Source organism: Streptomyces olivaceus (assembly GCF_000721235.1).
Taxonomy (GTDB): domain Bacteria; phylum Actinomycetota; class Actinomycetes; order Streptomycetales; family Streptomycetaceae; genus Streptomyces; species Streptomyces olivaceus.
Window position 1 is genome coordinate 68,869 of the sequence record NZ_JOFH01000016.1, and the last position, 12,492, is coordinate 81,360.

Annotated in this window: 10 protein-coding genes; 4 read left to right on the plus strand and 6 right to left on the minus strand. The window is 73.8% G+C overall.

What is annotated here, in order from left to right; genetic code table 11:
• Positions 1-123 precede the first annotated feature (123 nt).
• Positions 124-708, minus strand: a complete 585-nt coding sequence (gene thpR / locus IG94_RS0119330; protein ID WP_031038087.1) for an RNA 2',3'-cyclic phosphodiesterase — start codon at positions 706-708, stop codon at positions 124-126.
• A 238-nt stretch (positions 709-946) separates the two neighbouring features.
• On the opposite strand from thpR, the gene IG94_RS44215 reads away from it, so the two are divergent.
• Entirely contained in the window at positions 947-1,090 is a 144-nt protein-coding gene (locus tag IG94_RS44215) for a hypothetical protein (protein ID WP_308043533.1), read from the plus strand.
• 16 nt (positions 1,091-1,106) lie between these two features.
• On the opposite strand, the gene IG94_RS0119340 is transcribed toward IG94_RS44215, so the two are convergent.
• On the minus strand, positions 1,107-2,471 hold the full coding sequence (locus IG94_RS0119340) for an MFS transporter (RefSeq protein ID WP_031038090.1): 1,365 nt from the start codon (positions 2,469-2,471) through the stop codon (positions 1,107-1,109).
• Positions 2,472-2,498: 27 nt separating this feature from the next.
• Positions 2,499-2,936, minus strand: a complete 438-nt coding sequence (locus tag IG94_RS0119345; RefSeq protein WP_031038094.1) for a MarR family winged helix-turn-helix transcriptional regulator — start codon at positions 2,934-2,936, stop codon at positions 2,499-2,501.
• Between the two features lie 150 nt (positions 2,937-3,086).
• Here IG94_RS0119345 and IG94_RS0119350 point away from each other — a divergent pair, with 150 nt between their 5' ends.
• The gene (locus tag IG94_RS0119350) at positions 3,087-3,275 is read left to right on the plus strand and encodes a hypothetical protein (RefSeq protein WP_031038097.1); all 189 of its coding nucleotides are present in this window, start codon (positions 3,087-3,089) and stop codon (positions 3,273-3,275) included.
• A 25-nt stretch (positions 3,276-3,300) separates the two neighbouring features.
• Here the strand turns inward: IG94_RS0119350 and IG94_RS0119355 are convergent, their stop codons facing one another.
• Complete coding sequence (locus IG94_RS0119355) at positions 3,301-4,758, minus strand: NCS2 family permease (protein ID WP_031038099.1); 1,458 nt, start codon at positions 4,756-4,758, stop codon at positions 3,301-3,303.
• Between the two features lie 237 nt (positions 4,759-4,995).
• Here IG94_RS0119355 and IG94_RS0119360 point away from each other — a divergent pair, with 237 nt between their 5' ends.
• Together IG94_RS0119360 and IG94_RS0119365 are read left to right on the plus strand one after the other, a co-directional pair.
• The gene (locus tag IG94_RS0119360; RefSeq protein ID WP_031038101.1) at positions 4,996-5,262 is read left to right on the plus strand and encodes a DUF2530 domain-containing protein; all 267 of its coding nucleotides are present in this window, start codon (positions 4,996-4,998) and stop codon (positions 5,260-5,262) included.
• Between the two features lie 141 nt (positions 5,263-5,403).
• Complete coding sequence (locus tag IG94_RS0119365; protein WP_031038104.1) at positions 5,404-7,806, plus strand: cation-translocating P-type ATPase; 2,403 nt, start codon at positions 5,404-5,406, stop codon at positions 7,804-7,806.
• Between the two features lie 67 nt (positions 7,807-7,873).
• On the opposite strand, the gene IG94_RS0119370 is transcribed toward IG94_RS0119365, so the two are convergent.
• Both IG94_RS0119370 and IG94_RS0119375 read right to left on the minus strand, forming a co-directional pair.
• Entirely contained in the window at positions 7,874-11,035 is a 3,162-nt protein-coding gene (locus IG94_RS0119370) for a sacsin N-terminal ATP-binding-like domain-containing protein (RefSeq protein ID WP_031038107.1), read from the minus strand.
• Positions 11,036-11,496: 461 nt separating this feature from the next.
• Positions 11,497-12,423 carry a DUF3027 domain-containing protein gene (locus tag IG94_RS0119375; RefSeq protein ID WP_031038109.1) on the minus strand — a complete coding sequence of 309 codons (927 nt, stop codon included), beginning with the start codon at positions 12,421-12,423 and terminating at the stop codon, positions 11,497-11,499.
• Between the last annotated feature and the right edge of the window lie 69 nt (positions 12,424-12,492).

A 12,492-nucleotide genomic window follows, 5' to 3' on the forward strand; every position in this document is an offset into this window, starting at 1 on the left:
ATGAGCGGGGCGGCCGCTCCGGGCCGATCAGCCCAGGGCGGCCGCCACCGCCACCACCAGGAGCATCAGCACGAGCACACCGGCCATGATTTGGTTACGGGTCTTCGGGTCCACGCCCCGAGCCTAACCGGACGCGCCGAGCGGACTGCGGGCGACCGTCGCGTAGCGGGGCTGCTCGCCCGGCACGCCCGAGTCCGGCAGGTTGCTGCGCACCAGCGCCAGGTCCGTCACGGTCCAGGCGGGAGTGGTGAAGCCGTCCAGCAGCGTGAGGTGGGGCCGTACGTCGAGGGGCTCGCGGCCGCGCGCCAGGGTCAGGTGCGGTGTGTAGCGCCGGTGCTCGCCCATCGGGACGCCCGCCCCGCGCCCCGCCGCCTCCGCGCGGCCGGCCAGCAGCCGCAGGGCCGGGAGGCCGCCACCCCCGGTGCCCGCGACGCCCGCCCACAGCACCCGTCCCCGGCCGAACTGCCCACCGCCGCGCAGCGCCAGCCCGAAGGGCGCGGTACGCCGCGCCGCCCGCTCCAGGCGTGCCGACAGGTCGGGTACGGCGTCGTCGTCGACCTCACCGTAGAAGGCGAGGGTGAGATGCCACCCCGGGCGCCCGGTCCAGCGCAGCCCCTCCGCACCGGGCAGCCCCCTCAGCGCGGCCACCTCGTCGGCGAGGGACGCGGTGACGCCCTCGGGCGGCAGCACGGCGGCGAAGAGTCTCATGGCAGCCCAGTCTGCCGGGCACGACCTGGGACCGCAGCAGTCGTTGTGCTGGGCAGTTGCAGCGCCTGAGGAGGCACCGTGGATTTGAGTGGCAGCGACCGCGAACTCACCCTCGACGCCATGTTCGACTGGCTGGAGAAACTGCCCATCCCCGAGGGGTACAAGTCGGAGATCGTCGGCGGCCACGTCTTTCTGTGGCCGCAGCGGGACACTCACTGGGACATCACCGCGAACATCCTTGAGCAATTACGTGCCGCTTACCCGCGCAAGCTCCTGCGGCAAATACCACGCGTGCGTCAGCTTCGGGTTCGGCGAAGACGTCGACCTGACCGGGACCGTCGTCGGTCTCACCCTCAAGACCGACGACTTCCCCCGCGACTGACCGGTCGCCGGAACCGCTACGCCGCCGGGGTCAGCGCCTCCCGGCGTTCCCGGGGGACGAAGCGGAGCTGGGGGTGGCCGCGGTGCCAGCCGACCGACAGGCGCAGGTTGCCCACGCGGGCCAGGATCAGGCCGATGACCAGCGCGGCGGTCGCGGCCACCGCGCCGCCGGAGGCGAAGCCGGCCCGGGCGCCGTAGGTGTCGGTGACCCAGCCGACGATGGGGGCGCCGACCGGGGAACCGCCGAGGAACACCATCATGTACAGGGCCATGACGCGGCCCCGCATGGCCGGGTCGGTGGACATCTGGATGCTGGTGTTGGCGGTGACGTTGACCGTCATGCTGAACACGCCGATCGGGACCATGAGCAGCGCGAAGAGCCACAGCGCCGGTGCCGCCGCCGACACGATCTCCAGGGCGCCGAAGGCCAGCGCCGCCGCGATCAGGACGCGCAGCCGGGCCGTGCCGCGCCGGGCGGCGAGCAGGGCGCCGGCCAGCGAGCCGACGGCCATGAGGGTGTTGAAGAGGCTGTACGCCCCGGCACCCGCGTCGAAGACGTCGTCGGCGAAGGCGGACAGGAAGACCGGGAAGTTGAAACCGAAGGTGCCGATGAACCCGACCAGCGTGATCGTCCAGATCAGCTCGGGGCGCCCGGCGACGTAGCGCAGGCCCTCGCGCAGCTGGCCCTTGCCGCGCGGGCTGCGCCGGACGGCGTGCAGGTCGCGGGCGCGCATCAGCAGCAGGCAGCTGAGCGGCGCGACGAAGGACAGCCCGTTGGCCAGGAACGCCCAGCCGGTGCCCACGCCGGTGATCATGAGACCGGCGACGGCGGGGCCGACGAGGCGGGCCGACTGGAAGTTGGCGGAGTTGAGGCTGACCGCGTTCTGCAGCTGGTCCCGGCCGACCAGTTCGGCGACGAAGGACTGGCGGGCGGGGTTGTCGAGGACGGTGGCCAGGCCCATCGCGAAGGCGGCGACGTACACGTGCCAGACCTGGACGTGGCCGGTCAGGGTCAGGACGGCGAGGGCGAGGGCGGTGACGGCCATCGCGGACTGGGTGCCGAGCAGCGTGGGCCGCTTGCGCCAGCGGTCGACGAGGACGCCGCCGTAGAGGCCGAACAGGAGCATCGGCAGGAACTGCAGGGCGGTGGTGATGCCGACGGCGGCCGAGGAGCCGGTGAGGCTGAGCACCAGCCAGTCCTGGGCGATGCGCTGCATCCAGGTGCCGATGTTGGAGACGACCTGGCCCATGAAGAACAGGCGGTAGTTCCTGACCTTCAGGGAGGCGAACATCGACGTCTTGCGAGGGGCGTCGGGAGTGCGGGTGGTCGGATCGTGGCCGTCAGGTGCGGGGGCGGAAGCTGCTCCGGATCCCGTACTCAAAAGGGTTCGCCTCCTCGCGAAAACTGCTTACCGGTGTGCGAGCTTCTCCAGCACGGGGGCGGCGGCGCGCAGTTTCGCCCACTCGTCCTCGTCGAGTCCCTCGACCAGCGTGGCCAGGAACGCGTTCCGCTTGCGGCGGCTCTCCTCGAGCATCACCACGGCCTGCTCGGTCTGCGTCACGACCTTCTGGCGCCGGTCCTCGGGGTGCGGCTCCAGCCGGACCAGGCCCTTGGCCTCAAGCAGCGCCACGATGCGGGTCATCGACGGCGGCTGGACGTGCTCCTTGCGGGCCAGCTCGCCCGGGGTGGCACTGCCGCAGTTGCCCAGGGTGCCCAGGACCGACATCTCGGTGGGGCTCAGCGACTCGTCGACGCGCTGGTGCTTGAGCCGACGGGACAACCGCATCACGGCGGAGCGCAGGGAATTCACGGCGGCGGCGTCGTCGCCATGCTTGAGGTCCGGCATGTTCCTTAGCGTAACTCATTAGTCTGGCGAAGTACTACCGCCCGACAGCCCGTGTGCCCGTGACGCCCGCCACTGAAACCTCCAGTTCACCCGTACGAGTGAGTCGGTTACGGAAAGCGGAGCATCACCCGTCCGGCGGGGGTGACCCTCGTGCCCATGGGGACCAGTGTGCTCAGCCTGCGGATGGACGGGGAGCTGCTCGACCGGCTCCGGGATCATGCGGCCAAACGGGGAATGAGCGTCCAGGACTATGTCGTCCGGACGCTCATCCGCGATGACTTCGACGAGCGGTTCCAGTCCGCCGTGGAGGAGACGGAACGTTTCTACGGGGTCACCTGAGCGTGCCCCGCGGGCCCGGCCGGGCTCACGTCAGGCCGAGGGCCGGCATCAGGTAGTAGAAGGCGAAGACCGCCGACACCACGTGCATCGCCACCGGCACCTCGCGGCCCCGCCCGGCCGCCAGGCGCAGCACCGAGAAGGTGAGGAAGCCCATGCCGATACCGTTGGTGATCGAGTAGGTGAACGGCATCATCAGCATCGTCACGAAGGCCGGAATGGCGATCGTGAAGTCGGACCAGTCGATCTCCCGGATCGAGCCGGCCAGGATCAGGAAGCCGACCGCGATCAGCGCCGGGGTCGCCGCCTGGGACGGCACCATCGTGGCGACCGGCGTGAGGAACAGCGCCAGGGCGAACAGCGCGCCGGTGACGATGTTGGCGAAGCCGGTACGGGCGCCCTCGCCGACGCCCGCCGTCGACTCCACGAAGCAGGTCGTGGCGGAGGCGGAGCTGGCACCGCCCGCGGCGACCGCGACGCCGTCGACGAAGAGGACCTTGTTGATGCCCGGCATCTGGCCCTCGGCGTCGGTCAGCTTCGCCTCGTCGCTGACGCCCATGATCGTGCCCATCGCGTCGAAGAAGCACGACAGCAGCACGGTGAAGACGAAGAGCACGCCGGTCAGCACGCCGACCTTGCCGAACCCGCCGAACAGGCTGACCTCGCCGACCAGCCCGAAGTCGGGCGTGGCGACGGGGTTGCCCGGCCACTCGGGGGTGGTCAGGCCCCAGGACGGGATGTCGGTGACGGCGTTGATGATCACCGCGATCACGGTCATCACGACGATCGAGATGAGGATCGCGCCCGGGGTCTTCCGCACGATCAGCGCGAGGGTCAGCAGCACGCCGAGGACGAAGACCAGCACCGGCCAGCCGTGCAGGTGGCCGCCGGTGCCCAGCTGGAGCGGCACGGTGGTCTGGGCGGCGTCGGGCATCCGGGTGACGAAGCCGGAGTCGACCAGGCCGACGATCATGACGAACAGGCCGATACCGATGGAGATGGCCTTGCGCAGGCCGTAGGGCACCGCGTTCATCACGCGCTCCCGCAGGCCGGTGGCGACCAGCAGCATGACGATGAGGCCCGCAAGCACCACCATGCCCATGGCGTCTGGCCAGGCCATTCGCGGGGCGAGCTGCAGGGCGACGACCGAGTTCACGCCGAGGCCGGCGGCCAGCGCGATCGGCACGTTGCCGATGACGCCCATGAGCAGCGTGGTGAACGCGGCCGTCAGGGCGGTGGCGGTGACCAGCTGGCCGTTGTCGAGCTGGTGGCCGTACATGTCCTTCGCGCTGCCCAGGATGATCGGGTTGAGCACGATGATGTAGGCCATCGCGAAGAAGGTGGCGAAGCCGCCGCGGATCTCACGCGGCAGGGTGCTGCCGCGCTCGGAGATCTTGAAATAGCGGTCGAGGCCGTTCTGCGGCGGCCGGCGGTCTTCCGGCGGCTCGGGGGACGGGGGGACCTTGGCGGAGGCCGAGGTGGGCATGCGGGGACCTCATCACCAACAGGTTCCCCCACGGCCTTGTCGGTGTTCCTATTGGTGTTTCCTACGAATGAAAACAGTCAGAGACAAACGGGTTCAGTATGAACGTATGGCTCGCGGAGCGCTATCTCCGCGCGTAGACCCCCGTGGGCGCCGCGCCGTCGACCGGCGGGCTCCGCACCGTCACCCCGTCGGCGCCGCGCCGTCACGCCGCCCGCACCCGCCTCGTAAGCTGTACGCATGACGAAGTGGACACCCACGCACGAGGCGCCGGAGCCCCTGGAGGGCCCGGTGGTTCCGACGGTCATCGGCGGCACCGTCCTCTGGTTCGTCCTCTTCCTGGCGCAGCTGCCCTTCTACGGCTGGTTCGACGACCGGGGGCACGCCTGGTGGGTGTGGACCTGCCTGGCCGGCGCCGGACTCGGCCTGATCGGCATCTGGTACGTCCGGGGGCGCGACGCCGCGATCAAGCGGGACGCCGCCGCGCGGGAGCCCGCGGAGGGGTAGCGGAGTGGCGGGGGCAGCGGAACGGTGGGAGCAGCGGGGTAGTACCAGGGCAGGACGCCGCGTCGGGCCGCCTCGTACCCAGGTCTGATCTTCGCCCTTTTCGGGGGGTGGGGGCCCATATCCGCACGTACCGTCGAACGCATGACGCATCTCGACGCGGATGATCGGCTGGATCCCGCGCACTCCGGCGGCGCTGCCTCCGCCCCCGCCTCCGCGACCGGACTCACGGCGGCCCAGGTGGCCGAACGGATCGCGCGCGGCCAGGTCAACGACGTGCCGGTGCGCAGCAGCCGTTCGCCGGCCGACATCGTCCGCGCCAACGTCTTCACCCGGTTCAACGCCGTCATCGGCGTCCTGTGGGTGATCATGCTGTTCGTCGCGCCGATCCAGGACAGCCTCTTCGGCTTCGTGATCCTCGCCAACACCGGCATCGGCATCGTCCAGGAGTGGCGGGCCAAGAAGACCCTGGACTCGCTCGCCGTCATCGGCGAGGCCCGGCCGACGGTGCGCCGGGACGGGACGGCCACCGAGATCGGCACGTCCGGGATCGTGCTGGACGACGTCATCGAGACCGGGCCGGGCGACAAGGTCGTCGTCGACGGCGTGTGCGTCGAGGCGGACGGGCTGGAGATCGACGAGTCCCTGCTGACCGGCGAGGCCGACCCCGTCGTCAAGCAGCCCGGCGACCAGGTCATGTCGGGCAGCTTCGTGGTGGCGGGCGGCGGCGCCTTCCGGGCGACCAAGGTGGGGCGCGAGGCGTACGCCGCGCAGCTCGCCGAGGAGGCCTCCCGCTTCACGCTGGTCCAGTCCGAGCTGCGCTCCGGGATCTCCACGATCCTCAAGTACGTCACCTGGATGATGGTCCCGACCGCGATCGGCCTGATCCTCAGCCAGCTGCTCGCCGAGGACAACGCGCTGGACGACTCGGTCGCGCGCACCGTCGGCGGCATCGTCCCCATGGTCCCGGAGGGCCTGGTCCTGCTCACCTCCGTCGCCTTCGCGATCGGCGTCGTCCGGCTCGGCCGCAAGCAGTGCCTGGTCCAGGAGCTGCCCGCCATCGAGGGCCTGGCCCGCGTCGACACCGTCTGCCTCGACAAGACCGGCACCCTCACCGAGGGCGGCATGGACGTCACCGGCCTGCGCGTCCTCGGCGGCGCCGACGAGGCGTACGTGCGCACGGTGCTCGGCGCCCTCGGCGCGTCCGACCCCCGCCCGAACGCCTCTCTGCAGGCCGTGATCGACGCCTGCCCGGCCGACGCGGACTGGCGCCGCACCGGCGCGCTGCCCTTCTCCTCCGCCCGCAAGTACAGCGGCGCCGCGTTCGACGAGGGCGACGGCGCCTCCCGTACGTGGCTGCTGGGCGCGCCGGACGTGCTGCTGGCCGAGGACGACCCGGCCCTCGCGGAGACCGGGCGGCTCAACGAGCAGGGCCTGCGCGTCCTGCTGCTCGCCCGCGCCGCCCGCGCCCTGGACGACCCCGGGGTGGCCGAGGGCGTCGAGCCGTTCGCCCTGGTCGTCCTGGAGCAGCGGCTGCGCCCGGACGCCGCCGAGACCCTGCGCTACTTCGCCGACCAGGACGTGAGCGCCAAGGTCGTCTCCGGCGACAACGCGGTGTCGGTCGGCGCGGTGGCCGCCAAGCTGGGGCTGTCCGGCAGAGCCGTCGACGCGCGGCGGCTGCCCGCCGGGCGGGAGGAGATGGCCGGCGCGCTCGACGAGGGCACGGTCTTCGGGCGGGTCACCCCGCAGCAGAAGCGGGACATGGTGGGCGCCCTCCAGTCGCGCGGCCACACCGTCGCGATGACCGGCGACGGCGTCAACGACGTCCTCGCGCTCAAGGACGCCGACATCGGCGTGGCGATGGGCTCGGGCTCGGAGGCGACCCGCGCGGTCGCGCAGATCGTGCTGCTCAACAACAGCTTCGCCACGCTGCCGTCGGTGGTGGCCGAGGGCCGCCGGGTGATCGGCAACATCACGCGCGTGGCGACGCTGTTCCTGGTGAAGACCGTGTACTCGGTGCTCCTCGCCATCCTGGTGGTCTGCTCGCAGGTCGAGTATCCGTTCCTGCCCCGCCACCTCACCCTGCTGTCCACGCTCACCATCGGCGTCCCCGCCTTCTTCCTGGCCCTCGCCCCGAACAGGGAACGGGCCAGGCCCCACTTCGTACGGCGTGTGATGCGGTACGCGATCCCCGGCGGCGTGGTGGCGGGCGCGGCGACCTTCGTGACGTACCTCGCCGCCCGGCACCACTACTCCGGTCCGGACGCGCTGGCCGCGGAGACCAGCGCGGCGACGCTGACGCTGTTCCTGATCTCCATGTGGGTGCTGGCGATCATCGCCCGCCCCTACACCTGGTGGCGGGTCGTGCTGGTGGCGGCGATGGGGCTGGGCTTCCTGGTGGTGCTGGTGGTGCCGTGGCTCCAGGACTTCTTCGCCCTGAAGCTGGTGGGGGTCACGATGCCGTGGACCGCCGTCGGCATCGCGGTGGCCGGGGCGGGTCTGCTGGAGGCCGTGTGGCGGTGGGTGGACCGGCGGCTGCCCGTGTGAGGCGTCCGCGGTCCCTCGCGCCCGGGCCCGGGTCCGGACGCGGGCGCGGGCGCGAGGGACGGCGCCGTCAGTCGAACCAGCGGTCCCTGGCCAGCTCCTCCGTGCGCGACTCGTCCTCCAGCAGCGCCGCCACCTCGAAGCGCCGGGGCCACTGGCCGGCCGCCCAGGCGAGGCCCGCGGCCACGCCCTCCAGGGTCGCGGCGTGCAGCGCGCCGTCGTCGGTCAGGCGCCAGTCGATCTCCACGCCGTCGACGACCAGCTCCCCGTGCTCCACGTACGACGCCGGGGTCCGCGCCCCGAGCAGCACCCGCACCGGCTCCGGTACGTCGTGCTCGGCGCCCTCGGAGTCGACCCGGCCGGTGACGGACTCGCTGAGCCGCCGCACCTGGAAGAGTTCCGCCAGTTCGGCGGCGCGGGCCGGGCGGACCGGCAGCAGCGGCACCCCGGACGTGAAGGGCAGCAGGTCCGGCGAGTCCACCACCACGGCGTCGGCGGCGTCCACCACCTCCACCCGCCCGTCGACCACGGCCCGCACCTCGTCCGGCAGCGTGACCTGCTCCGGGTCGAGGTCGGCCAGCGCGCCGTACAGGGCGTGCAGCTGGGCGGCCGAGACCGGGCGGTCGGGGTCGGCGAGCCGGTCGAGGAGTTCGGCCGCGCCGCCGGGCTCGTCGAGGAGGGCGGCGACCGACGTGCGCACGCCCAGCGCCCGCAGCACCTGCTCGTCCTCGAAGCCGGTCGCGTCGGCCTCGTCGTACAGGCCCCGCAGCAGCGGGTCGCCGCCCGCCGCGCGCAGGCCGGCCGGGCGGCGTCCGCCGAGCACCGGGTTCCCGCGCAGCCACCACGCGGTGTACGGGCGTACGACCTCGTGGGTGCCGTCGGGCAGCAGCACGCGCACGGGCTGCACGAGCGCGTCGCGCAGCGGCGGCCGGGACAGCAGGGCGAGCGCCTCGGGCCAGCGGTCGTCGTCGACGAGGTCCAGGTCGCGCACGGCGACGATCTCGGTGGCGACCGGCGGCACGGGGGTGTCCGGGAAGCGGTCGAGGACGTCCTCGCTCCACACGTCCACGGCGTCGAGCAGGCCCGCGTCGTCCGGCTCGGCGAAGTCGCCCTCGCGGGGCTCCAGTTCGTCGGGGTCGAGGACGACGTCGGTGGCGCGGACGAGGGCGAAGGTGACGAGCACGCCGCAGGCGGCCAGCGGGTCGGGGCCCCACTTGCCGGCCAGCTCGGCGTCCACGGTGGCGAGTTCGTCCTCGCGCATGACCTGCGCGAAGGGGCCGCCGGGGAAGACGAGTTCGCCCGCCGGGGCGAGTTCGCCGTCCTCGTCGGGCAGCGCGAGGGCGCCCAGCCAGGGCTCGTCCCCGGCGTCGAGTCCGGCGTCACGGACCAGGCCGAGGACGGTCTCGGCCAGTTCGTCGGCGTCGAGGGCGTCCTCCTCCCAGTTCGCCGCGCCCTCGTCGTCCAGGGAGGCAGCGACGGCGGCCCGGACCTGCGGGGTGGTGAGCACGGCGCGCGGGGTCGCCGGGAGCGCGCCGAGCTTCTCCAGGAGCGGATGGGCGGCATCCGGGTGGACGATCTTCAGGCCGAGCCGGGCGAGGACCCCGGGGTCCAGGGAGGCGCCCTCCGGGGAGGGCAGCAGCACCTGCCGGGGCCCGATGGCCGTACGCCCCGCCCCGGTGCCGAACGCCTCGGGGGCACCGCCGGCCAGCGGCACCGGCAGCCCGGACAGCCGGTCGGGGTCGACCCCGGCCAGGCTGTCGTACAGCTCGCGCCACCAGCCGGGGTCCTTCTCCAGGCCCGCCAGCCGGTCGATCGCGTCGGTCAGCGGCACCCGGGCCACGCCCAGTGTGCGCAGCTCCGCGCGGCGCTCCAGGCCGGCGGGCAGCAGGGTCGGCAGCACCTCGGCGAGGACCCGCACGGTGTCGGCGCCCGCGCCCTCCACCACCTCGGCGTCGCGGGGCCGCAGGGAGTGCGGCAGGTCGTCGTCCTCGGCGGACCGGTCCTCGGCCGGGACGGCGGGCGGCAGGAAGGCGGTGCGCGGGAGGCGTTCGAGGATCGCCCGGCGCAGCGCGCCGTCCAGCTCGCCCCGGCCCAGGGCGCCGGGCACCAGGTCGATGAGGCCGGCGGAGACCGGCCGCCAGTCGGCGAGCAGACCGGCGTAGGCGTCGGCCGCGCGCTCGGTCAGGAAGTCGGTCAGCGGACCGGGCGCGGTGTGCCGGCGCGTGGCGTCCAGCGGGAAGGACGCGATGAGCAGCGCCGGCACGCCGAGCGGCTCCTCGCTGGGCGTCGGCGCGTGGACCACGGGGCTGGTGCGGGGGCGCGCGGGGGCGCCGTCGGCGTCCACGGGGACGGCCCAGGTCACGGACCAGTGGGGCCGCAGCCGCTCCTCGACCGGCCGGTCGGCCAGCAGGTCGGGGGTGAGGGGGCCGTGCGCGGCGGCGGTACGCCAGCGGGTGGTGCCCGTGCGGGAGTCCTCCACGACGGTGAGCGGGTCCTCGTCGCGGCGGGAGAGCGTACGCGTCTCGTCCCCGGCCTCGATGACGACCTCCGCCAGGCCGGGCAGGCCGAGGAGCAGGGCGTCGTCCACGCCGTGCAGGAGCCGTTCGGCGAGGTCGGCGGCGGCCGGGTCGCGCAGCGGGAGGATGACGGCCGTGTCGTAGGGGGCGGGGGCGCTTCCCTCGGCGGCGAACGGCAGCCGCAGCAGCGGGACGTGTCCGTCGCGCCGCCGGATCTCGTCGCCCAGGCCGGGGCTGTGCCGGGCGGTGTCCGCGGCCAGGTCGCGGGCCTCGGCCAGCGACCAGCGCACCCCGCCGTGCCGGCCGACGAGGGCGGGCTCGTCGGTGACGGCCAGGACGGCGGCGAAGCCGACCCCGAACCGGCCGACCGCGTCGTTGCCCGCGTCCCGCTTGGCGGAGGCGCGCAGGGTGGACAGCGACTCGACACCGCCCGCGTCGAGCGGGGCGCCGGTGTTGGCGGCGACGAGGACGCCGTCGCGCAGGGTGAGCCGGAGCCGGCCGGGCACGCCGGCGCGCGCGGCGGCGTCGGCGGCGTTCTGCGCCAGCTCGACGACCAGCCGGTCGCGGTAGCCGCCGAGGACGAGGTCCTCCTCCGCGTTGGCGTCCTCACGGAACCGGGCCGGGCTCGTCGCCCAGGCGTCCAGCACCCCGCGCCGCAGACGTGCCGTGCCGAACGGGTCGGCACCCTCGGCGGCAGGCCGTACGAACATGCTCACGGTGACTCTCCTCGTCGACGGACCACGAAGGTACCGCGCGGGCGGACCCGGCCCGCCGCGAGAGACCGGGCCGCGGGGGGCCGCCGAGGAACCGGGCGGGGGTTGAGGAGGGGGCTGAGCTGCGGCTACGGGGAGGTGGGGCGGGGTTGAGCGGGCCGGAGCGGGGCCGAGCAGAGCGTGCGCGGGGCCTTCGCGGGGCCGAGCAGAGCCCGGCCGGCGCCCGCACGAGGCCCGAATAGGACTCGGACGGGCCCCGAGCAGAGCGTGCGCGGGGCCTGCGCGGCGGGTGCGCGGAGGGGCGCGGGGCCTGCGCGGCGGGTGCGCGGAGGGGTGCGCGGGGCCTGCGCGGAGGGGCGCGGGGCCTGCGCAGGGCCCGCGCGGGCGGTGCGCGGGGTCTACGCAAGGCCTGCGCACGGCCTGCGCACGGCCTGCGCACGGCCTGCGCACGGCCTGCGCACGGCCTACGAGTGGCCCAGCTCCGCCGAATCCTGGTCCTCGGCCGCCGGTACCGACCCGGAGTCCGCGGCCGGCCGCAGCGGGAACGGGTCCACCCGCGTCTCGTCGATCACCGGCGGAGCCACCCGCGGGGGCTTCGGCATGACCGCCGCCTCGGAGTGCCCGCCGCACCCGTAGGCCAGCGACACGACGTGCCCGTCGGCCGGGGAGAACTCATTGGCGCACACGCCGAAGGCCTGTCCGAGCGAGCCGCCGATGCGGGCCAGGAACCCGCAGCTGACGCAGGGGGCGGGGGCCGCCTGGGCCATCGCGGTCTTGGGGCCGTAGCCGTCCTCCCACCGGTCGGCGGCGACGTGCAGCCCGTACCGGGACAGGACCCGGGCGCGGCTGAGACCCAGCTCCTCGGCGACCGCCGAGATCGTCCCGCGCGCCGGTACGGCGGACAGCTCGGCCGGCGGTCCGGCGGTGACCTCGGCGTCCTCGGCCTCGACTAGGTCGGCCATCTCGTGGGAGACGGCGGAGTTCGGCGGCGGCTCGTCCTCGCCGGTCCAGCCGGGCTCCAGGCGGAGATCCTCCGCGTCGGTGGGCAGCAGGTCCCCCGGGCCCATGTCGCCGGGACGCAGCCGCTCGCTCCACGGCACCCACTCGGGCGCGAGCAGCGCGTCGGAGCCGGGCAGCAGGACCGCCTCGTCCACCGTGACGATCTTGGCGCGGGAGGCGCGGGCCACCGTGACGGCCCAGCGCCAGCCGCGGTAGCCCATCTCCTTGCAGGCGAAGTAATGGGTGACGACCCGGTCGCCCTCCGAGACCATGCCGTCGTGCTCGCCGACGATGCCGGGGGCGGCGACCTCCTCGGCCACGGCCCGGGCGAGGTCGACGGCCTCGGCGCACAGACGGTCGGGGGTGCGGCTTCGCGTTGTCGCTGCGCTCACAGGTATCGCTTCTCTCCATACGCCGTCTCACGAGTGCGCCGCTGTGTGCGAGGGGCGGACGGAGCGGAC